16 protein-coding genes are annotated in these 21870 nt (G+C 68.6%); 10 read left to right on the forward strand and 6 right to left on the reverse strand.

Annotated elements, in window-relative coordinates; translation table 11 throughout:
- Positions 1–9: 9 nt before the first annotated feature.
- Positions 10–462, forward strand: coding sequence for an Lrp/AsnC ligand binding domain-containing protein (locus tag ACV7NO_RS07820; protein ID WP_463405442.1), 453 nt, complete (start codon positions 10–12; stop codon positions 460–462).
- 104 nt (positions 463–566) lie between these two features.
- Here the strand turns inward: ACV7NO_RS07820 and ACV7NO_RS07825 are convergent, their stop codons facing one another.
- The 3 genes from ACV7NO_RS07825 to ACV7NO_RS07835 all read right to left on the reverse strand — a co-directional run bounded on the left by ACV7NO_RS07825 (position 567) and on the right by ACV7NO_RS07835 (position 3787).
- Positions 567–1577, reverse strand: coding sequence for a glycosyltransferase family 4 protein (locus ACV7NO_RS07825; protein WP_463405443.1), 1011 nt, complete (start codon positions 1575–1577; stop codon positions 567–569).
- Positions 1574–3148, reverse strand: coding sequence for an alpha-amylase family glycosyl hydrolase (locus ACV7NO_RS07830; protein WP_463405444.1), 1575 nt, complete (start codon positions 3146–3148; stop codon positions 1574–1576). Before ACV7NO_RS07830 ends, ACV7NO_RS07825 begins: the two co-directional genes overlap by 4 nt.
- Before the next feature lie 180 nt (positions 3149–3328).
- Complete coding sequence (locus tag ACV7NO_RS07835) at positions 3329–3787, reverse strand: hypothetical protein (RefSeq protein ID WP_463405445.1); 459 nt, start codon at positions 3785–3787, stop codon at positions 3329–3331.
- 456 nt (positions 3788–4243) lie between these two features.
- Between ACV7NO_RS07835 and ACV7NO_RS07840 the strand changes: the two genes are divergently transcribed.
- Positions 4244–5188 (forward strand): ferritin-like domain-containing protein, encoded by a 945-nt coding sequence (locus ACV7NO_RS07840; protein ID WP_463405446.1) that lies wholly within the window; start codon positions 4244–4246, stop codon positions 5186–5188.
- A 67-nt stretch (positions 5189–5255) separates the two neighbouring features.
- On the forward strand, positions 5256–6269 hold the full coding sequence (locus ACV7NO_RS07845) for a ferritin-like domain-containing protein (RefSeq protein ID WP_463405447.1): 1014 nt from the start codon (positions 5256–5258) through the stop codon (positions 6267–6269).
- Between the two features lie 147 nt (positions 6270–6416).
- Here ACV7NO_RS07845 and trmB read toward each other — a convergent pair whose 3' ends face one another.
- A complete protein-coding gene (gene trmB / locus ACV7NO_RS07850) occupies positions 6417–7097 on the reverse strand; it encodes a tRNA (guanosine(46)-N7)-methyltransferase TrmB (RefSeq protein WP_463405448.1) in 681 nt (226 codons plus the stop codon).
- A gap of 79 nt (positions 7098–7176) precedes the next feature.
- On the opposite strand from trmB, the gene ACV7NO_RS07855 reads away from it, so the two are divergent.
- A complete protein-coding gene (locus tag ACV7NO_RS07855; RefSeq protein WP_463405449.1) occupies positions 7177–7998 on the forward strand; it encodes a formate/nitrite transporter family protein in 822 nt (273 codons plus the stop codon).
- 145 nt (positions 7999–8143) lie between these two features.
- Here ACV7NO_RS07855 and ACV7NO_RS07860 read toward each other — a convergent pair whose 3' ends face one another.
- Complete coding sequence (locus ACV7NO_RS07860; RefSeq protein WP_463405450.1) at positions 8144–9616, reverse strand: glycosyltransferase family protein; 1473 nt, start codon at positions 9614–9616, stop codon at positions 8144–8146.
- A 281-nt stretch (positions 9617–9897) separates the two neighbouring features.
- Here ACV7NO_RS07860 and ACV7NO_RS07865 point away from each other — a divergent pair, with 281 nt between their 5' ends.
- The 6 genes from ACV7NO_RS07865 to glgX all read left to right on the forward strand — a co-directional run bounded on the left by ACV7NO_RS07865 (position 9898) and on the right by glgX (position 20845).
- Complete coding sequence (locus tag ACV7NO_RS07865; protein WP_463405451.1) at positions 9898–12369, forward strand: glycogen/starch/alpha-glucan phosphorylase; 2472 nt, start codon at positions 9898–9900, stop codon at positions 12367–12369.
- Entirely contained in the window at positions 12366–14525 is a 2160-nt protein-coding gene (glgB, locus tag ACV7NO_RS07870) for a 1,4-alpha-glucan branching protein GlgB (RefSeq protein ID WP_463405452.1), read from the forward strand. The genes ACV7NO_RS07865 and glgB overlap by 4 nt, the downstream gene beginning before the upstream one ends.
- A 51-nt stretch (positions 14526–14576) precedes the next feature.
- Positions 14577–15830 carry a glucose-1-phosphate adenylyltransferase gene (gene glgC / locus ACV7NO_RS07875; RefSeq protein ID WP_463405453.1) on the forward strand — a complete coding sequence of 418 codons (1254 nt, stop codon included), beginning with the start codon at positions 14577–14579 and terminating at the stop codon, positions 15828–15830.
- A 142-nt stretch (positions 15831–15972) separates the two neighbouring features.
- A complete protein-coding gene (glgA, locus tag ACV7NO_RS07880; protein ID WP_463405454.1) occupies positions 15973–17415 on the forward strand; it encodes a glycogen synthase GlgA in 1443 nt (480 codons plus the stop codon).
- Positions 17412–19046: an alpha-D-glucose phosphate-specific phosphoglucomutase gene (locus tag ACV7NO_RS07885; protein ID WP_463405455.1), complete on the forward strand. Its 1635-nt coding sequence runs from the start codon at positions 17412–17414 to the stop codon at positions 19044–19046. Before glgA ends, ACV7NO_RS07885 begins: the two co-directional genes overlap by 4 nt.
- 50 nt (positions 19047–19096) lie before the next feature.
- On the forward strand, positions 19097–20845 hold the full coding sequence (glgX, locus tag ACV7NO_RS07890) for a glycogen debranching protein GlgX (RefSeq protein WP_463407307.1): 1749 nt from the start codon (positions 19097–19099) through the stop codon (positions 20843–20845).
- Positions 20846–20857: 12 nt separating this feature from the next.
- Here the strand turns inward: glgX and ACV7NO_RS07895 are convergent.
- Positions 20858–21800 (reverse strand): IS630 family transposase gene (locus tag ACV7NO_RS07895; RefSeq protein WP_463404102.1). Its coding sequence is split into 2 segments (ribosomal slippage): positions 20858–21455 and positions 21454–21800, totalling 945 coding nucleotides; the frame shifts between segments, so codons are not numbered across the junction.
- Positions 21801–21870 lie beyond the last annotated feature (70 nt).

Genomic DNA, 21870 nt, shown 5'->3' on the forward strand with positions numbered 1-21870 from the left:
ATCTTCGAGATGGACGCGATGGACCGCAAGCTGCTGCGCGCGTTGCAGCTGGACGGCCGGATCACGAACCAGGCGCTGGCGACGCAGTGCGGGCTGTCACCGGCGGCGTGCTTCGACCGGGTGAAGCGGCTGCGCGCGGGCGGGGTCATCACCGGCTATACCGCGCTGCTCGATCCCGCGAAGCTGGGGCGCGCGCTGATGATCTTCGTCGAGGTGCTGCTCGACCGGACGTCGGACGACGTGTTCGCGGCGTTCGCGGCGCATGTCGAGCGGCTGGACGAGGTGCTGGAGTGCCACATGGTGGCGGGCGGGTTCGACTATCTGCTGAAGGTGCGGGTGGCGGACATGGCGGCGTACCGGGTGTTCCTGGGCTCGACGCTCGTGGACCTGCCGGGGATCCGCGAGACGAGGACCTATGCGGTGCTGGAGGAGGTGAAGGCGACGACGCGGCTGCCGGTTTGAACTTGTGCTTCGGTTGGTGCTGAGCTTGTCGAAGCACTGCCTTTCTCTGCGATCGTCGAAAGAAGGGCAGCACTTCGACAAGCTCAGTGCGAACGGTTTTGGGGTTAGTGCCCGAGTATCTGACGGTAGAGGGTGATGTAAGCGTCCGCCATTCGCTCAACCGAGAACCGGTCCACCACCGCCTGGCGCACCACCGCGCGGTCGATCTCTCCTACGCGGTCGATCGCGGCGACGGCTTCTTCGGGGGTGTCGACAAGGAACCCCGTCACGCCGTGGTCGATCAGTTCGGGCATCGAGCCGCGGCGGTTGGCGATGACGGGGGTGCCGCAGGCCATCGCCTCGATCACCGAAAGCCCGAACGGCTCGTCGAAGTTGATGAGGTGGAGCAGTGCGCGGGCCTCGCCGAGCGCGCGGATGCGCGCCGCGCCGCCGGTGACGCCGTGGTAGCAGATCGCCTCGTCGTCGATATGCGGGGCGACGTCGCGGGCGTGATAGCCCTCGTCCTGGACGATGCCATAGAGATCGAGCGTGCGGCCCGAGGCGCGGGCGGCGGCGATCGCCTCGGCGGCGCCCTTGTCGGGGTGGATGCGACCGAAGAACAGGAGCGAGTCGCTGCCCGCGGCGTCGAACGCGAAGGCGTCGAGCGGGATGCCGTGGTGGATCGTCGCGGCGTAGCGCAGCGCAGGGTGGCGATCGGCGTCGCTGATCGCAACGTAATGCACGCGATCCTGATACGGCACGTACATCGGCAGGATCCGGTCCGAGCCGAAGCCGTGGATCGTGGTGACGATCGGCGTTTCGGTCAGGCTCGCGAAGGCGTGGGCGGGGAAATCGGCCTGGTTGTGGATCAGGTCGAAGGCGGTCGCGCGTTCGAAGACGTGCGCGAGGTGGCGGAATTCCCAGACTTTCGCGTCGACCGAGGGATCGTCGTTGTACGGTGCGGGAACGGGGCCGGCGAGGGTGGCGGCGGTGAGGCTGTCCTGCGTCGCGAACAGCGTGACGTCGACGCCGCGCGCGACGAGCGCTTCGGTGAGGAGGCTGGTGACGAGTTCCCACGGGCCATAGGCGCGGGGCGGCGTGCGCCATGCGATCGGGGCGAGCATCGCGATCTTCATGCGAGGATGAGGCCTTCGTTGGGGTACAGCATCCCCGGTTCGGGATCGCCGTCGAGCGTAGAGAGCAAAGGCTTGCCTCCCCATGCGATCGGGACGTTCCGCGCAGTGAGGTTGAGGAGGATCGTCAGGCGCTGGTCGCCTTCGGTACGGTCGTAGGCGAGGACGCCGTCCGGCGCGTCCAGCAGCGTCATCGTGCCGGTGGCGAGCGCGGGGGTAGCGCGGCGGAGCGTGAGGAGCGTGCGGTAGAGGGTAAGGATCGACGCCGCGTCCGCATCCTGCGCGGCGACGTTGCGGGTGCGCCAGTCGGGGTTGAGCGGGAGCCATGGCTCGCCGGTGCTGAACCCGGCGAAGGGGCTCGCGTCCCACGGCATCGGGGTGCGCGAGCGGTCGCGGCCGATGTTCAGCGTGGGCTGGCGGACATGCTGGGGATCGCGGATGCGGTCGGGGGGGATGGGCACCTCGCCGATGCCGATCTCGTCGCCCTGGTAGAGCGTGGGGGTGCCGCGCAGCGTGAGCAGCAGCATCGCGGCGACGCGCGCCTGGGCCTCGCCGATGCGCGCGGCGATGCGGGGGGCGTCGTGGCTGCCGAAGACCCAGTTGGGCCAGCCATGCGGGGGGAGCGAGGCTTCGTAGTCGGCGATGACGCGGCGCAGCGTTGCGGCGTCCCACGCATTCTCGATCAGCTGGAAGTTGAAGGGGAGATGCACCTCGGGGCGCTCCGGCGTGCCGTACCAGCGCGCGTGCGCGGCATTGGGCAGGAAGATCTCGCCGATCAGGACGCGCGCGCCATAGCCGTCGGCGAGCGCGCGGAAGTCGGCGGCGATCGCGTGTGCCTCGGGCTGGTCGGTGGAGTGGCGCTGGATCACGCGGTCCCGCTCGGTGCGCGCGGGGGTCCAGTCCGGGTTGGGCGGGTTGTCGGGCAGGCCTTCCGCCTTCACGATGTGCCAGAGCACGTCCATGCGGAAGCCATCGACGCCGCGATCGAACCAGAAGCGCAGCACGTCGGTCATCGCCGCGCGCACGTCCGGGTTGCGCCAGTTGAGGTCAGGCTGCGACGCGAGGAAGGCGTGGAGGTAATATTGGCCGGTGGCCGCGTCCCACTCCCATGCCGGGCCGCCGAAGTCGCTGATCCAGTTGTTGGGCGGCGCGCCATCGGGGGCGGCATCCCGCCAGATGTACCAGTCGCGCCTCGGGTTGTCGCGCGAGGCGCGGCTTTCGACGAACCAAGGGTGCCGGTCCGACGAGTGGTTGGGGACGAAATCGAGGATGAGCTTGAGCCCGCGGGCGTGGATCGCGGCGAGGAGGCGATCGAACGCCGCCATGTCGCCGAACATCGCGTCGACGCCGCAGTAATCGGCGACGTCATAGCCGAAATCGGCCATCGGCGAGGGGAAGATCGGCGACAGCCAGATCGCGTCGACGCCGAGATTTGCGATGTGGTCGAGGCGGGATTCGATGCCGGCCAGGTCGCCGATTCCGTCGCCGTCGCTGTCCTGGAACGAGCGGGGATAGACCTGGTAGACGGTGCCGCGTTCCCACCAGGGGCGGGTGTGGGTGGTGTGGGTGGTCATTCGGGTCCTGATCCTGCGCGGGGTACACCGTAACGTCGGACGAACGCCAATGGCTTCGGCGTGTGGCGGTAGGCGGCTTTCATCGTCATGGGCGAGGCGCTTCGTTGCGCGGTGGACCCCGGCCCCTTCGACTGCCTGCCGGGCAGGCGCTGAGGACAGGCTTCGCCGGGGTGACGGATGCTACTCGTCCCGCAGCACAGCTTCCACCTCGTCCTCAGAGATTCCGAACGCGGTGGCCAACCCGGCGACGGTGGCGCCGCGGCGGCGGAGAATGCGGATGCGGTCCGTGTCCACCGCGGTGGCGTAGTGGCGGGTGTCGCGTTCGACGGGGGCGTCGCCGGTTCGCGAGAGCGCGCCGGTGCTGCGGCGCTTCGGGCGATCGTCGCGGTCGGCGATGCGCGCGGCGCGGGTGGCGTCCTCGGCGATGCGGCGGGCGTCGCGTGCCTCCTCGCGCAGGCGGGTGGCGGCGTCGCGTTCGGCGGCGCGTCGATCGATACGGGCTTGTGACGCGTCGACGCGTTCGAGCAGGCGGCGGGCGCGGTCCTCCGCGCGGTGGCGCTCGCGTTCGGCGCGGTCCGGCGATGGAATGGTGGTGGGCATCCCGGTGGTCGGGGCGCCCCAGCCTCGATCGTTCGTCACGCGCGCTCCCGTTCGTATCCGTGCCGCGTGCTGAAAGCGGGTGCGCGGGATTCGGTCAACCGCGAGCAACGCCGTTGCGACGAACGCCGGGATTCGCGGTTTTGCGGGTGTAGTGATCTCGATTAGTAACGACGGCCTCTGGTCCTAATCACGATCAGTGCAGCGATGGTGTCGCATCACTGGAGGAAAGAATAAATCTTCGTATTTCCCGGTAAACGCACTTTTACTGAAACTTTTATTGACTGCGGTACGTATATTCATCTTGCTTCAAATCAACACGATGATTTCATACGATTTTTTTCGAAATCGCGGTCGTTTCCGTTTGCTAACCCTGCAATTTTCCCGCAATTTTCCTCCACTGTCGTCAAATCGACGGCGGCGAGTTCGTGTTGCGACGCAGCGGATAGACTTCACGTCATCCCGCACCTCGTCGCCCGACACAGGGAGAGCAAGGGCATGACCGATTCAGACCAGATGATCGAGGTGCTGGACCAGCGGGTTCGACGCCGCGAGGACCGGCGCGCATTCTTCACCGTCGCACTGGGCGCCGCAGCGGCAGGCGCGGGTGCATTCGCGTTCGCGACCCCGGCCGCCGCACAGACGGTGACAGACAACGACGTGCTGAACTTCGCGCTGAACCTCGAATATCTCGAAGCGCAGTTCTACTCCTACGCCGCGACCGGCGCTGGGCTGGCGAACACTCTGCTGACCGGTACGGGCACGCAGGGCGCGGTGCTGGGCGGGCGGCGCGCGAACTTCAGCGATCCCGTGGTGGCGCGCTATGCGGCGGAAATTGCCGCGGACGAGATCGCGCACGTCGCGTTCCTGCGTACCGCGCTGGGCTCGGCAGCGGTCGCGCAGCCTGCGATCGACGTGTCGGCGACGCCGACCAGCGCCTTCTCCGCCGCGGCGCGCGCGGCCGGGCTGATCGGCGCGGGGCAGACGTTCGATCCGTACGCCAACGACGACAGCTTCCTGCTGGGCGCGTTCATCTTCGAGGATGTGGGCGTCACCGCGTACAAGGGCGCCGCGGCGCTCATCACCAACAAGACCTTCCTCGAGGCGGCGGCGGGGATCCTCGCGGTCGAGGCGTATCATGCCGCGATCGTGCGCACTGCGCTGTATGCACGCGGCTCCGCACTCCAGACCGCGACCGAGAACATCTCGAACGCGCGCGACAGCCTCGACGGTGCATCGAACCTCGACCAGGGCGTCAACCCGTTGATGTCGAACGGTCAGCTGGTGTCGAACATCGTGCCGACCGACGTCAACAGCCTGGCGCTGAGCCGGACGACGGGACAGGTGCTCAACATCGTCTACCTGAACAACGCCGCGGTCACGATGGGCGGGTTCTTCCCGGCCGGCGTCAACGGAACCATCCGGACGAGCGCGGCCAACTGAGCCACGCGCCCCAGCTTTCAGGGCATGCGGGCCGATGCCCGCGTCCTTCAGGTCACGGAGAGATACGATGCAAGATTTCGACACGAAGATGCGGGTCGTCGAGGCGATCGAAGGCCGGCGCAGCGAACGCCGCCGGTTCCTTCAGGCGGCGGGGTCCGCGGTCGCGGTGACGGGCGGGCTGACGCTGCTCGCGGCATGCGGCGACGACGGCAACGACATGCCTGCCCCGACGCCGACCCCCACGCCGACTCCGACCCCCACGCCGACCGCGGCGAACGCGGATCTGGACATCCTGAACTTCGCGCTCCAGCTCGAATATCTGGAGGCGCAATTCTATTCCTATGCGGCGTTCGGCACCGGGCTCCAGGCCTCGCTGCTGACGGGCACGGGCACGCAGGGTGCGGTCGTCACCGGCGGGAGCAACGGGCCGCGGCAGGTGGCGTTCTCCGATCCGATCATCGCGCAATATGCGCGCGAGATCGCGATCGACGAGATCAACCACGTGATCTTCCTGCGCACCGCGATCGGCAGCACCGCCGCCGCGCAGCCCGCGATCAACATCTCGGGCGATGCGAGCGGATCGTTCACCGCGGCGGCGCGCGCGGCGGGCGTGGTTTCGTCGACGGGGATCTTCGATCCGTATGCGAGCGACAACAACTTCCTGCTGGGCGCGTATATCTTCGAGGATGTGGGCGTGACCGCGTACAAGGGGGCGTCGCCGCTGCTGACCAGCAAGACCTATCTGGATGCCGCGGCGGGCATCCTCGCGGTCGAGGCGTATCATGCCGGGCTGGTGCGGACGTTGCTGTATCGCAAGGGCGTCGACGCGAACGCGCTGTTCACCGCCGCGCAGCAGATCAGCGACGCGCGTGACAGCCTCGACGGATCGACCGACCTCGACCAGGGGATCGGCACCGCGACGACCGCCAACCTGGTGCCGACCGACTCGAACGGGCTGGCGTTCAGCCGGAGCACGGGGCAGGTGCTCAACATCGTATACCTGAACCGCGCGGCGGTTTCGGCGGGCGGGTTCTTCCCGGCCGGGGTCAACGGGACGTTCCGGACCAGCGCGGCGAGCTGAGACCGGATATGCCGGGACGCGTCGAGCGTCAGCAGTGACGTCGGTCCGGCTTCATCCGTCACCCCGGCCTTGAGCCGGGGTCCCGCTTCTCTTCGTCGCTAGAAAAGAAGCGGGACCCCGGATCAAGTCCGGGGTGACGGTTTGTTGCTAGACCCGCACGTAGCGGAAATACCACACCTCGTGGCCGTGGCGGCGGGCCTTGCGCTCGTAGCGGGTTTCGGGCCAGTCGGCGGGGCGGGTCAGGAAGTCGGCGGGCTCCTGCGCGGTCCAGGCGAAGTCCCGGCGCTGGTCCATCACCATCATCGCCCAGCGGCAATAGGTGGGATCGTCGGTGCCGAGGCGGAACTCGGCGCCGGGCTTTAGCTTGCGCGCGATCAGGTCCAGCGGGCCGTGGTTGACCATGCGGCGCTTGGCGTGGCGCGCCTTGGGCCAGGGATCGGGATGGAGCAGGTAGACGCGCTCGAGCGAGGCGTCGGGCAGGCGCTCGATCACCTCCAGCGCGTCGCCCATGTGGAGGCGGACGTTGGCGAGCGCGCCGTCGCGGACATGCGCGAGCGCGGCGACGACGCCGTTGAGGAAGGGCTCGCAGCCGATGAAGCCGGTGCCGGGGTTGGCGGCGGCCTGCGCGGCGAGATGCTCGCCTGCGCCGAAGCCGATCTCGACCTGTAGCGGGCGGGCGTCGCCGAACAGGCGGGGGGCGTCGAGTGCGCCATCCTCGGGGACTTCGAGGCGGGGCAGCAGGTCCTCGACGAGCGCGGCCTGGCCCTGGCGAAGCTTGTGCCCCTGGCGGCGGCCGTAGAGGCGACGGATCGTGATCGGATCGTTCATCGCGGCGCCGATAGCCGAGCTATCGCCCCAGAGCAAAGACAGGGGAGCAAAGGCGGCGCGCGATCGTTTCGTCGGTGCAATGGAAACACCAGACCCCCGCGCCTCCGATGACGAGATCGACGACCTGAAGGCGGCCGATGCCAAGGACGTCCACCGCGCGGTGCGCGAGGAGGGCGAGGCGGAGCTGAAACGGCCGGCGGCGTCGCTGTTCTGGTCCGCGCTGGCGGCGGGGCTGGCGATCAACGCCTCGCTGATCGCGGAAGGCGCGTTGCGGCTGGGTCTGCCCGAGGCCGGATGGCGCGAGCTGGTGGTGGGGCTGGGCTATCCGGTGGGGTTCGTGCTGGTGGTGCTGGGGCGGATGCAGTTCTTCACCGAGAGCACGCTGACCGCGATGCTGCCGCTGGTGACCAAGCCGTCGCGCTGGGCGCTGGGACGGACGCTCAGGCTCTGGGGGATCGTGCTGGGCGGCAATCTGCTGGGCACTGCGATCGCGGCGGCGGCGGTGGCGAGCGATACGATCGGGCATGGCGCGCTGCGCGAATCGATGCTGGCGATCTCGCACGGGATCACGGAGCTGGGGCCGTGGGCGACGTTCGTGAACGCAATCCCCGCCGGATTCCTGATCGCGGTGATGGCATGGGCGCTGCCGAGCGCGCGCGACCAGGCGTTCGTCGTGATCTTCCTGGTGACGTACGTGGTGGGGATCGCGGGGTTCAGCCACTCGATCGTCGGATCGGACGAGGCGTTTCTGCTGATGTGGACGGGGGCGGTGTCGCCTGCGCAGGCGTTGCTGGGGCTGGTCGCGCCGGCAACCTTGGGCAATCTGGTCGGCGGGGCGGGGTTGTATGCGGTGCTGGCGCATGCGCAGGTGCGTGGCGAGATGAACGCGGACGGCGAGTAGGTCCCGAGCTTCTCCGTTAGTTTTGCGCCTGTCGAGAAACGGAGCGACGCGTCCGGTCGGCGTTTCTCGACTTCGCTCGAAGCGAACGGATTCTGCGCTCGAAGCGAACGGATTCTGCTGGCGGCTTTGCTGGGAGGCAATGTCGTCAACGAAGCCGCCACGCCTTCGCGGCGGCGGGATCGCAGGGGCCGGGGCGGGTGTAGACGCAGGTGGTGAGCGCATCGCGCTCCGCCTCGCTGGACAGGAATCGGGGGATCGTGCGGCAGGCCTTGAGCGTGAAGCCGGCGGGCATGTCGGGGATGCCGTCGGCGGCAGTGACGATCGCGTCGAACCCGCGCGCGGCGGCGGCGAGCGTCGCGCGGTCGGCAGGGGGGATGCCGAGCTCGACCTGCGCGGACATCGGGTAGATGGGCACGTCGCGGTGGAGGTGCGTGTAGCCGCCCGACTGCCAGTAGAGCATGTGCCACGTCGCGACGCCGCACAGGCCCGGCGTCTGCCCCGCGATCCGCGCCGTCTCCAGCACCGGCGCCTGCGACGACCAGCGGAACCGCATCGGGGTGGCGGTGGCGAGCGCGATCGACGTGGCAGTCCAGGCGGCGACGGCGGCGAGCGCGGCGGTGGTGCGCCAGCGGGTCTTCGCCTGCGCGACGAGGTCCGCGGTGCCGAGCGCGGCGAGGATGACGAGGAGCGTCGAGGACAGGAGGATGAAACGCTCCTCCTTGTGCCCGATCGTCATGTGGACCGCGATGTTGACGAGCGCGACCGCGAGCAGCGCGGGATAGCGCGCCGCGCCCATCACCGCGAGGAACGCGATCGGGATCGTCGCCCAGCGCCACCAGTCGCGGATGCTGCGAAGATAATAGCCCCAGTCACTGACGCCGTAGTTCGACGCGGCGTCGTTGACGACGTTCTGGTGGATGTTCTCGACCACCCAGGCGAACGGCCATTGCCCCGCGGCGAGGTCGATCGCGCCGGAGAGGACGACGACGGGGAGCGCGCCGAGGATCACCGGCCACCATGCCGCGCGCAGCTCGAGGCGGCAGCGCCAGAACACCGCGATCGCGAGCGCGGGAGCATAGTGGAAGCGGACCAGGGCGGCGAGCGTCAGCAGCGCACCCGCCGCGATCAGGCGGCGGCGGGGACCGGGGAGAACGAGGAGTGCGAGCCCGGGGAGCGCGGCGGCGGTCGCGATCGTCTCGGTCAGCGTGTGCGAGGCGTAGAAGACCTGCTCGAACCACGTCGCGGCGACGAACGCGGCGAGCAGCGCGTGGGTGCGCCCGATCGCGCGGCCGAACGCCCATGCCCCCCAAACGATCGCGAGCGTCGCGGCGGCGACCGCGAGGCGGGGGAGGACGAGATAGGCGAGCCCGCCGGGCGCGAGCCACGCGCCGAGCGCCATCGGCCCTGCGAGCGCACCGGGGACGAGCCAGCTGCGCATGCCGTACTTATACTCCCACGGCACCACGCCGTAGCCGAAGACGAGGCGATGCGCCTGCTCGAGATACTGGAAGATCTCGTCCGGGTGATGCGTGCTCGCGCCGAGCGTGACCGCGACGCGCAACGCGAGGGCGAGCGCGAGGAGCGCGAACAGATGGAAGCGGGCGGGGAGGGTCGGCACGGTGCGGGTTCTGACGGGTCGGGGGGCGGGGCGCTAGGGTGGATGTGGGAGAGACGGTGATGATCTGTCTTTGCCCTCTCCGTCACCCCGGACTTTGATCCGGGGTCCCGCTTCTTTCTGGACGGCGGCAAAAAGCGGGACCCCGGATCAAGTCCGGGGTGACGATGTATGGGAGCAAGGGCTTCCGTCCCGAAATCCGCAACTGCGCGCATACGTATGGCAAGTGACAATGCGCCGGGAGGCGCTAAGCTCGCATTCGAGCCAGACCGAACGGAGCCGCCTTGACCGCCCAGCCCCTCGCCGCCGCGTCCCTTCCTCCATCGGCGAACGACGCGTCGGATACGCGCGGCGCACTCGCGCGCAAGATCGTCGACGTGCTGGCCTATCGCATCGGCAAGGACGAGCGCGCGGCGCGGCCGCATGACTGGCTGGCGGCGACGATCCTGACGGTGCGCGACGACATCATCGACCGGTGGATGGAATCGACCCGCGCGGCGCATGCGGCGGGGGCCAAGCGGGTCTATTACCTCAGCCTCGAATTCCTGATCGGGCGGCTGCTGCGCGACGCGATCGCGAACTTGCAGAAGAACCGCGAGGTGACGCGCGCGCTGGCCGAGCTTGGCGTCGACCTGGCGGCGATCGAGGAGATCGAGCCCGATGCGGCGCTGGGCAATGGCGGTCTCGGCCGGCTGGCGGCATGTTTCATGGAGAGCCTCGCGAGCCTCGACGTGCCCGCGTACGGATACGGTATCCGCTATGTGAACGGGATGTTCCGCCAGCGGATCGACGACGGCTGGCAGGTCGAACTGCCGGAGACGTGGCTGGCGCACGGCAATCCGTGGGAGTTCGAGCGGCGCGAGAGCGCGTATTTCATCGGCTTCGGCGGCGAGGTGACGGGCAACGAACCCGAGTCCGGAGGGGGGCAGGTCCACTGGAAGCCCGCCGAGGCGGTCGAGGCGGTGGCGGTCGATACGCCCGTCGTCGGGTGGCGGGGCAAGCGGGTGAACACGCTGCGGCTGTGGACCGCGCAGTCGTTCGATCCGATCCGGCTCGACAAGTTCAACGCGGGCGATCACGAGGGCGCGCTCGAGGGACAGGTGCGCGCGGAAAGCCTGGTGCGCGTGCTGTATCCCGCGGATTCGAACGCGGCGGGGCAGGAACTGCGGCTGCGGCAGGAATATTTCTTCTCCTCCGCCTCGATCCAGGACATCGTCCGGCGGCACGTCCAGTATTTCGGCGACGTCCGCACGCTGCCCGACAAGGCGGCGATCCAGCTGAACGATACGCATCCGGCGGTGTCGGTGGCGGAGCTGATGCGGCTACTGGTCGATCACCACGAACTCGGGTTCGACGAGGCGTGGGAGATCACGAAGGCGACGTTCGGCTATACCAATCACACGCTACTGCCCGAAGCGCTGGAGAGCTGGCCGCTACCGCTGTTCGAAAGGCTGCTGCCGCGGCACATGCAGATCGTCTACGCGATCAACGGCAAGCTGCTGCGCGAGGCCCGCAAGGCGCCGGGGATCGACGACGCCGCGATCAGCGCGATCAGCCTGATCGACGAGGGCGGCGAGCGGCGGGTGCGGATGGCGAACCTGGCGTTCGCGGGATCGCACAGCGTCAACGGCGTGGCGGCGTTGCATACCGAGCTGATGAAGCAGACGGTGTTCGCGGACCTGCACAGGCTGTACCCGACGCGCATCAACAACAAGACGAACGGGATTACGCCCCGGCGCTGGTTGCAGGAGTGCAACCCGAAGCTGACCGCGCTGATCCGCGATGCGATCGGCGACGCGTTCCTCGACGATGCGGAAAAGCTGGTCGAGCTGGCGCCGTTCGCGGAGGATGCAGGCTTTCGCGAGCGGTTCGCGGAGGTGAAGCGCGCGAACAAGGTGGTGCTGGCGGCGCACCTGAAGGACTCGATGGGCTTGCGCGTCGATCCCGATGCGATGTTCGACGTGCAGATCAAGCGGATCCACGAGTACAAGCGGCAATTGCTCAACATCATCGAGACGGTGGCGCTGTACGACCAGATCCGCAGCCACCCCGAACGCGACTGGACGCCGCGGGTGAAGCTGTTCGCGGGCAAGGCGGCGTCGAGCTATCACAATGCCAAGCTCATCATCAAACTGGCCAACGACGTGGCGCGGCGGGTGAACGGCGATCCGGCGGTCGGCGGGCTGCTGAAGGTGGCGTTCGTGCCCAACTACAACGTATCGCTGGCGGAGCGGATCGTGCCGGCGTGCGACCTGTCCGAACAGATCTCGACCGCGGGGATGGAGGCGTCGGGCACGGGCAACATGAAGTTCGCGCTGAACGGCGCGCTGACGATCGGGACGCTCGACGGCGCGAACGTCGAGATCCGCGACCATGTGGGGGCGGAGAACATCGCGATCTTCGGGCTGACCGCGGACGAGGTCGCGGCCAAGCGCGCGGGTGGATATGATCCGCGTGCGGCGATCGATGCGTCGCCCGAGTTGAAACAGGCGGTGAACGCGGTTCGCTCGGGGGTGTTCTCGCCCGACGATCCGGCGCGGTATCAGGGGCTTATGGACGGTCTTTACGAGCATGACTGGTTCATGATCGCGGCCGATTTCGATGCCTATGCCACAGCGCAGCGCCGGGTCGATGCGTGGTGGGGCGATCAGGATGCGTGGCGCGCGAGTGCGATCAGGAACGTCGCGCGGGTCGGCTGGTTCTCGTCCGACCGGACGATCCGCGACTATGCGCGCGAGATCTGGGGCGTGCTGTGAGGCCGCCCGCCGAGGCGATCGCGGCGCTGGTCGAGGGGCGGCATGCCGATCCGTTCTCGCTACTTGGGACGCATGCGGGCCCCGGGGGAACGCATGCGCGCGCATTCGTGCCGGGGGCGGAGCGGGTCGAGGCGTTTACGCTGGCAGGCGAGCCGCTGGGAACGCTGGAGCGGGTAGACGATCGCGGCGTGTTCGAGGGCGCACTGGCAGGCGAGCCGTGCGCGGTGAAGTATCGCGCGGAGGGCGGCGGCGCGGACTGGTGGGTGACCGACGCGTACAGCTTCGGACCCGTGCTGGGGCCGATCGACGACCTGCTGATGGTCGAGGGCAAGCATTACCGGCTGCACGACAAGCTGGGCGCGCATGTCCTGGAGCATGAGGGCGCGGGGGGGGTGCATTTCGCGGTGTGGGCGCCCGATGCCCAGCGCGTCGCCGTGGTGGGCGACTTCAATGACTGGGACGCGCGCCGGCATGCGATGCGCCGGCGAGGCGACGCGGGGGTGTGGGAGATCTTCGTCCCCGATATCGGCGCGGGGCGCGCGTACAAGTATGCGATCACCGGCGCGGACGGCGAGCAGGAGCCGCTGAAGGCCGATCCGCTGGCATTCCGCGCTGAGCTGCGCCCCGCGACGGCTTCGATCACCACCGCGCCCGATGCGCACGACTGGGGCGATGCGGATCATCGTGCCTATTGGGCGGCGGTCGATCCGCGGCGGATGCCGATCAGCATCTATGAGGTGCATGCCGGATCGTGGCAGCGCGACGAGCAGGGCTGGTTCCTGACCTGGGACGCGCTGGCGGCGCGGCTGATCCCGTATGTCGTCGAGATGGGGTTCACGCATATCGAGCTGATGCCGGTGAGCGAACATCCGTACGATCCGAGCTGGGGCTACCAGACGACGGGGCTGTTCGCGCCGACCGCGCGGCACGGCGATCCGCAGGGGTTCGCGCGGTTCGTCGACGGCGCGCACCGGGCGGGGATCGGGGTGCTGATCGACTGGGTGCCCGCGCACTTCCCGCTCGACGCGCATGGCCTCGCGATGTTCGACGGGACGTCGCTGTACGAGCATGCCGATCCGCGGCTGGGCTTCCACCCCGACTGGAACACCGCGATCTACAATTACGGGCGCAAGGAAGTGGCGGCGTTCCTGGTGAACAACGCGCTGTTCTGGGCGGAGCGCTATCATATCGACGGGATCCGCGTCGATGCGGTCGCCTCGATGCTGTACCGCGACTATAGCCGCGAGGCGGGGGAATGGATCCCAAATGCCGAGGGCGGGCGCGAGAACTGGGAGGCGGTGGACTTCCTGCGCCAGATGAACCGCGAGGTCTATGGCCGGCACAAGGGCGTGTTCACCGTCGCCGAGGAATCGACCGCCTGGCCCGGCGTGACCAACCCGGTCCATGCGGACGAACGTGCGCTGGGCTTCGGTTTCAAGTGGAACATGGGCTGGATGCACGACACGCTCCAGTACATGGCGCGCGAGCCGGTGCACCGGCGGCATCACCATGACGAGATCACGTTCGGGCTGGCCTATGCCTTCAGCGAGAATTTTGTGCTGCCGCTGAGCCATGACGAGGTGGTGCACGGCAAGGGATCGCTGCTGACCAAGATGGCGGGCGACGACTGGCAGAAGTTCGCCAACCTGCGCAGCCTGTACGCAATGATGTGGGGCTATCCCGGCAAGAAGCTGCTGTTCATGGGGCAGGAGTTCGCGCAGCGGCGCGAGTGGAGCGAAGACCGCGCGCTCGACTGGGAGCTGCGCAACTCGGCGGCGCACGAGGGGGTGCGCAAGCTCGTCCGTGATCTCAACCGGCTCTATGTCGACAAGCCCGCGCTCCACGCGCGCGACTGCGAGCCCGAGGGGTTCGAGTGGCTGGTGGTCGACGACGCCGCGAACTCGGTGTTCATGTGGCTGAGGAAGGCGCCGGGCCATGCGCCGATCGCAGTGATCGCGAACCTGACGCCGGTGGCGCGGATGCCGTACCGGTTGCCGCTGCCGCATGACGGACGGTGGCGCGAGCTGCTCAATTCGGATGCACATGACTATTGGGGGTCGGGGCTCGGAAACCTGGGCGGGGTGACCGCGAAGGACGGGCACGCGATGGTGACGCTGCCGCCGCTGGGAACGCTCGTCATGGAATGGGCGGGGTGACATCTCCCCTCCCGCAGGCGGGAGGGATATAAAAAAGAAAGAGGGATGAGGATGGATCACAGGCGGCAGCCACTCGCGCGCGATGCGATGGCCTATGTGCTGGCGGGCGGGCGCGGGAGCCGGCTGTTCGAGATGACCGATACGCGCGCCAAGCCCGCGGTGTATTTCGGCGGCAAGAGCCGGATCATCGATTTCGCGCTGTCGAACGCGATCAACTCCGGCATCCGCCGCATCGGTGTCGCGACCCAGTACAAGGCGCACTCGCTGATCCGGCATCTCCAGCGCGGGTGGAACTTCCTGCGGCCCGAACGCAACGAGAGCTTCGACATCCTTCCCGCCAGCCAGCGCGTCAGCGAATTCCAGTGGTACGAAGGCACGGCCGATGCGGTGTTCCAGAATATCGACATCATCGAGAGCTATGCGCCGGAATATATGGTGATCCTGGCGGGGGATCACATCTACAAGATGGATTACGAGCTGATGCTCCAGCAGCATGTCGACCAGAAGGCCGACGTGACGGTGGCGTGCATGGAGGTGCCGCGCGCGGACGCGACCGGGTTCGGGGTGATGGCGGTCGATGCGGACGACCGGATCGTGGACTTCGTGGAGAAGCCCGCGGATCCGCCCGCGATGCCGGGCAAGCCCGACGTCAGCCTGGCGTCGATGGGGATCTATGTCTTCAACACGAAGCTGCTGTTCGACCAGCTGCGCCGCGATGCGGATACCGAAGGATCGACGCGCGATTTCGGGAAGGACATCATTCCGTACCTGGTCGCGCACGGCAAGGCGGTGGCGCACCGTTTCTCCGAAAGCTGCGTGCGATCGGCGGGCGAGGCGAACGCCTATTGGCGCGACGTGGGGACGGTGGAGGCCTATTGGGAGGCCAATATCGACCTGACCGACGTGGTGCCGCAGCTGGATCTGTACGACCGGAGCTGGCCGCTGTGGACCTATTCGGAGATCACCCCGCCCGCCAAGTTCGTCCACGACGTGGAGGGGCGGCGCGGATCGGCGGTGGCCAGCCTCGTCTCCGGGGACTGCATCGTCTCGGGCGCGTCGATCCACCGGTCGCTGCTGTTCACCGGGGTGCGCGCGCACAGCTTCGCGATGCTCGACGAGGCGGTGGTGCTGCCGCACTGCCACCTCGGGCGCGGATCGCGATTGCGCAAGGTGGTGCTCGATCGCGGGGTGGTGATCCCGGACGGGCTGGTGGTGGGAGACGACCCGGCGCTGGACGCGACGCGGTTCCGGCGGACGGAGAGCGGGATCTGCCTCATCACGCAGCCGATGATCGACCGGCTGTGAGGGGCGAAAGGAAGTTCTTTCCGGCGCGCGGGACCGTGCGAAGCGTGGTGGAGGGAGGTTTCCTACGACGGCGGCGCTTGTGGAAATCCCCCTCCACCAGCTTCGCTGGTCCCCCTCCCCGTGCCGGGGAGGATCTTGCGTGATGCGGGTCCTGTCGGTCGCGTCGGAGGCGTATCCGCTCGTCAAGACGGGGGGGCTGGCGGACGTCGTCGGCGCGTTGCCGGCGGCGCTGGCGCCGCACGGGGTGGCGGTGACGACGGTGCTGCCGGGCTATCCGTCCGTTGCGCCGGCGATCCGCAAGGCGCGGGCGGTGCATCGGTGGCGCGACCTGCTGGGGGTCGAGGCGCGGTTGCTGGCGGGTGAGATCGCGGGGCATCCGCTGCTGGTGCTCGACGCGCCGGCGTTGTTCGCGCGCGAGGGCGGCGTCTATGGCGATGCGGCAGGGCGCGACTGGGCGGACAACTGGCGGCGGTTCGCGGCGTTGTCGCGGGCGGCGGCGGATCTCGCGTCGGGCGTGGTGAAGGGGCAGCGGTTCGACGTGCTGCATGCGCATGACTGGCAGGCGGCGATGGCGCCCGCCTATCTGCGGCTGGCGCCGGGGCCGGGGGTGCCCGCGCGCAGCGTGATGACGGTGCACAATATCGCGTTCCAGGGGCGGTTCGATGCGGATGTGTTCGCCGAACTGGGACTGCCCGCAGGGGCGTTCGCGGTGGACGGGGTGGAATATTATGGCGGTGTCGGGTTCCTGAAGGCGGGACTGGAGGCGGCGGACGCGATCACCACCGTCAGCCCGACCTATGCGCAGGAGATTTTCCGGCCCGAGTTCGGGATGGGGTTGGAGGGGCTGGTCCGCACGCGCGCGGACCGCGTGTCCGGCATCGTCAACGGGATCGACGGCGCGGTGTGGGATCCCGCGACCGACGCGGCGCTGCCCGCGCGCTTCACCGCGCGGACGCTGGCGAAGCGCGCAGCCAACACGCGCGCGGTGGAGGCGATGTTCGGACTGGAGCCGGGTGACGGGCCGGTGTTCACGGTCATCAGCCGGCTGACGTGGCAGAAGGGGATGGACGTGCTGGTCGACTGCCTCGACGCGCTGGTCGCGATGGGCGGGCGGCTGGCGGTGCTGGGGTCGGGCGACGCCTCGCTGGAGGCGGCGTTCCTAGAGGCCGCGGCGCGGCATCCGGGGCGTATCGGGGTGCGGATCGGCTATGACGAGCCGCTGTCGCACCTGTTGCAGGGCGGGGCGGACGCGATCCTGATCCCGTCGCGGTTCGAGCCGTGTGGCCTCACGCAGCTGTACGGGCTGGCCTATGGCTGCGTGCCCGTGGTCGCGCGCACGGGGGGGCTGGCGGACACGATCATCGACGCGAACGAGGCGGCGCTGGCGGCGGGCGTGGCGACGGGGTTGCAGTTCGGCGGGGTGACCATCGACGGCGTCACCGCCGCGATCCGCCGCGCGACCGGGCTGTTCGCGGAGCGCGAGCGGTGGCGATCCCTACAGGCGAACGGGATGCGCGCGGATTTCGGTTGGGCGCAGAGCGGGGCGCGCTATGCGGCGCTTTACCGAAAGGTTTCGCACGCATGATCCGCACGGTTTCGACGACGCCCTACACCGACCAGAAGCCCGGTACGTCCGGGCTGCGCAAGAAGGTGACGGTGTTCCAGCAGCCGCATTATGCGGCGAACTTCATCCAGTCGACGTTCGATGCGCTTGAAGAAAATGGGGGAGACGGCAAGGACGGCGCGACGCTGGTTATCGGCGGCGATGGCCGCTTTTTCAATCGGGACGTGATCCAGACCGCGATCCGGATGGCGGCGGCGAACGGGTTCGCGCGCGTGGTGGTGGGGGCGGGGGGTATCCTGTCGACCCCGGCGGCGAGCCACCTGATCCGCAAGCGCGGCGCGATCGGCGGGCTGGTGCTGTCCGCCAGCCACAATCCGGGCGGGCCGACCGAGGATTTCGGGATCAAGTACAACATCGCGAACGGCGGCCCCGCGCCCGAGAAGGTGACCGAGGCGATCCATGCGAACACGCTGGCGATCGCGCGCTACCTGATCGTCGAGGCGGGCGACGTCGAGCTCGACGTTCCCGGCGAGTGCCGGGTGGGCGACATGGTGGTCGAGGTGGTGGATCCCGTCACCGACTATGCCGCGCTGATGGAGACGCTGTTCGATTTCGACGCGATCCGGGCCGCCAAGCTGACGATGGCGTTCGATGCGATGAGCGCGGTGACGGGGCCGTACGCGACCGAGATCCTCGAGCGGCGACTGGGGTTCGCGACGGGGACGGTGAGGAACGGCGTGCCGCTGGAGGATTTCGGGGGACATCATCCTGATCCGAACCTCGTCCACGCCCACGCGCTGTACGAGACGATGATGGCCGCGGACGCGCCCGATTTCGGCGCGGCGTCCGACGGGGACGGCGACCGGAACCTCGTCATCGGGCGCGGACGGTTCGTGACGCCTTCGGACAGTCTCGCGATGCTGGCGGCGAACGCGCATCTGGCGCCGGGCTATGCGGCGGGGCTGAAGGGCATCGCGCGATCGATGCCGACGAGCGCGGCGGCGGACCGGGTGGCGGCGGCGCTGGGGATCACGGCGTACGAGACGCCGACAGGGTGGAAGTTCTTCGGCAACCTGCTCGACGCGGGAATGGCGACGATCTGCGGCGAGGAGAGCGCGGGGACGGGGAGCGACCATGTCCGGGAGAAGGACGGATTGTGGGCGGTACTGCTGTGGCTCAACATCCTGGCGGCGACGGGCAAGTCGGTCGACCAGCTGGCGCGCGCGCATTGGGCGCGGTTCGGGCGGAATTACTATGCGCGGCACGATTACGAGGGCGTCGACAGCGCGGCGGCGGATGCGCTGATGGCGACGCTGCGCGGGCGGCTGGCGACGCTGCCGGGCGAGCGGTTCGGCGCGCTGACGGTCGAGGCGGCGGACGACTTCGCCTATGAGGACCCGACCGATGGATCTGTGAGCCGCAACCAGGGCGTGCGCGTGCTGTTCGAAGGCGGCAGCCGGGTGGTGTTCCGGCTGTCGGGGACCGGTACGAGCGGGGCGACCTTGCGGGTGTATCTGGAGCGGTACGAGGGCGTGGGCGGCGATCTGGATGCGGAGACGGGCAAGATGCTGGCGGAGATCGTGGCGGCGGCGGATGCAATTGCGGGGATCGTGCGGCATACGGGGCGTGCGAAGCCCGACGTGGTAACGTGAGCCTGGACTACCCCGGCGAAGGCCGGGGCCCAGTTACGGATGGTCCACGACTGGGCCCCGGCCTTCGCCGGGGTAGCGTGCGGTTCGCGGTGCGTTCACCCGATGCCGAGGCGATGTGGTTGTGTCTCTTCCACGATGAGGCCGAACGCCGCATCGCGATGATGCGCGATGGCGACGACTGGGTCGCGGAGGTGCCGGGCGTCGGTGTCGGAACGCGGTACGGCTATCGCGCGGACGGCGCGCCGCCGTTCGACGTGAGCAAGCTGCTCGTCGATCCGTATGCGACGACGCTCGACCGTGCGTTCGCCTATGATCCGCGGCTGGGGGAACGGGGCGTCGATACTGCGGCGCTGGTGCCGAAAGGGGTGGTGACCGCGCCGCTGGCGTCCGCGACCGGGCGACGGCCGCTGCCGGCGGGCGGGCTGGTGTATGAGGTGAACGTGCGGGGGTTCACGATGCTGCACCCGGACGTGCCCGCAGCGCAGCGCGGGACGATCGCCGCGCTGGCGCATCCCGCGGTGATCGCGCACCTGCGCAAGCTGCGCGTCGATGCGGTCGAGCTGATGCCCATCACCGCGTGGATCGACGAGCGGCATCTGCATGCGCTGGGGCTGCGCAACGCGTGGGGGTACAACCCCGTCGTGCCGATGGCGCTCGACCCGCGGCTGGCGCCGGGCGGGATGGCGGAACTGCGTGCGACCGTCGAGGCGCTGCACGCGGCGGGGATCGGGGTGATCCTGGACCTCGTGTTCAACCATAGCGGGGAGAGCGGCGCGGGCGGGCCGACGCTGTCGTTCCGGGGGCTGGACGATGCGGCGTATGCGCGGGGCGACGACGGCGCGCTGGTGAACGATACGGGGACGGGGAACACGTTCGACTTCGCCCAACCGGCGGTGCGCGCGATGACCGTGGCGGCGCTGCGGCACTTTGCAGAGCAGGGCGGCGTGGACGGATTCCGGTTCGACCTGGCGCCGGTGCTGGCGCGGTCTCCGGGGTTCGAGGCGGACGCGCCGATCTTCGCGGAGGTCGCGGGCGACCCGGTGCTGGCGGAGTGCACGATGATCGCAGAACCCTGGGACATCGGGCCGGGCGGATATCGGCTGGGGCAGTTTCCCGATGGGTGGCTCGAGTGGAACGACCGGTATCGCGACGATGTGCGACGGTTCTGGCGCGGCGATGCGGGCGTCGGCGTGCTGGCGACGCGGATGACGGGATCGGGGGATGTGTTCGCGGGCAGCGTGTCCCGGAGCGTCAACTTCGTCGCGGCGCATGACGGGTTCACGCTGCGCGACCTAGTCAGCCATGCGGGGCGGCACAACCATGCGAACGGCGAGGACAACCGCGACGGGCATGGCGACGAGGTGTGCTGGAACAACGGCGTCGAGGGGCCGAGCGACGACCCCGCGGTGATCGCACGACGGACTTCGGACGTGCGGGCGCTGCTGGCGACGCTGTTCGCGTCGAAGGGCGCGATCATGCTGTGCGCCGGCGACGAGTTCGGGCGGACGCAGGGGGGCAACAACAACGCCTATGCGCAGGACAACGCCGTGAGCTGGCTCGACTGGGCGGGGCGGGACGTGGCGCTGGAGGATTTCGTTGCGGGGCTGGCGGCGGTGCGGGCGGGCTGCCCGGACCTGGCGGAGCCAACGCTTCTCGCGGCGGCGGACTGGTTGCGGCTGGACGGCAGCGCGATGACGGTGGCGGATTGGGAGACGGGCGGCACGCCGGGGTTCGAGGTTCGGTTCGGCGGGATTTCGGTTCGCGTGGATCGGCGCGCGAGGGCGGTTTCGGTAGCCTAGAGTCGGATGACATCAAGCTGACCCATATCCTGAGTTGACGAGGTAGTTGCGGCATTCTGCGGGGGAGAAGGCATCGAGAAGCGTGCCGACGCGTCTCCATGTTGCCTCGTGGGATCGCTCGGCGGCCTTGCGCATGAGGTGTTTGATCTTGGCGAAAACCTGCTCGATCGGGTTCAGGTCCGGGCTGTAGGGCGGCAGGAACAGCAGCCTGGCACCGACCGCACGGATAGCGTTGCGGATGGCGGGTTTCTTGTGGCTGGAGAGGTTGTCCATGATGACGACGTCGCCGGGCGACAGCGTCGGCACGAGGCACTGCTCGATATAGTCGGTGAAGCTTTGCGCGTTGACCGGCTGGTCCAGCACGCACGGCGCGTCGATCCGGTCGCAGCGCAGCGCCGCCAGGAACGTCATCGTGCGCCAGTGGCCGTAGGGCACCTTGGCATGGAGCCGCTGGCCGACCGGTGCCCAACCGCGCAAAGGGGCCATGTTCGTCTTCACCCACGTCTCATCGATGAAGACGAGACGCGCCGGATCAAGCCGACCCTGGTATTTCTTCCACTGCGCCCGACGCCGGGCGATCGCGGGACGGAGTTGTTCGGCGGGCATCACGCTTTTTTTTGAAGCTCAGCCCCTCGACATGGGCGAACCGCCAGACCTGAACATAGTCGACCTTCACGTCGCGGCTCGCCAACTCCGCTACCAGTCCACGCAAGGTGAAGTCGCGGGTCATCCGCTCCAGCAGCCAGTCACGTGTCGCGCCGGACAGGATGTTGGATCGGCGACCACCCATCCGGCTCGGCGCGGCGCTGCCCGTATCGCGAAAGCGCCGCACCCATTTGATCGCCGAACTCGGCGCCACCCCGAAGCGTGAAGCAGCCGCGTGACACGACATGCCATCGGTGATTACCGCCCTGACCACCCGTTCCCGCAGGTCCATCGAATACGGCTTTGACATGCTGGCTGGCCTCCTTCGCCAGCCGGCACATTGAATCAGATCGCCAGCCCCATGGGAATCCTCAGCGATT

Source organism: Sphingomonas sp. Ell38C01, from assembly GCF_055231975.1.

Coding starts and splice junctions, on each gene's coding strand:
- glgA (WP_463405454.1), top strand. CDS start 15,973: ATGCGGGTCCTGTCGGTCGCGTCGGAGGCGTATCCGCTCGTCAAGACG.
- ACV7NO_RS07845 (WP_463405447.1), top strand. CDS start 5,256: ATGCAAGATTTCGACACGAAGATGCGGGTCGTCGAGGCGATCGAAGGC.
- ACV7NO_RS07840 (WP_463405446.1), top strand. CDS start 4,244: ATGACCGATTCAGACCAGATGATCGAGGTGCTGGACCAGCGGGTTCGA.
- trmB (WP_463405448.1), bottom strand. CDS start 7,097: ATGAACGATCCGATCACGATCCGTCGCCTCTACGGCCGCCGCCAGGGG.
- ACV7NO_RS07885 (WP_463405455.1), top strand. CDS start 17,412: ATGATCCGCACGGTTTCGACGACGCCCTACACCGACCAGAAGCCCGGT.
- glgC (WP_463405453.1), top strand. CDS start 14,577: ATGGATCACAGGCGGCAGCCACTCGCGCGCGATGCGATGGCCTATGTG.
- ACV7NO_RS07820 (WP_463405442.1), top strand. CDS start 10: ATGGACGCGATGGACCGCAAGCTGCTGCGCGCGTTGCAGCTGGACGGC.
- ACV7NO_RS07855 (WP_463405449.1), top strand. CDS start 7,177: ATGGAAACACCAGACCCCCGCGCCTCCGATGACGAGATCGACGACCTG.
- ACV7NO_RS07830 (WP_463405444.1), bottom strand. CDS start 3,148: ATGACCACCCACACCACCCACACCCGCCCCTGGTGGGAACGCGGCACC.
- ACV7NO_RS07825 (WP_463405443.1), bottom strand. CDS start 1,577: ATGAAGATCGCGATGCTCGCCCCGATCGCATGGCGCACGCCGCCCCGC.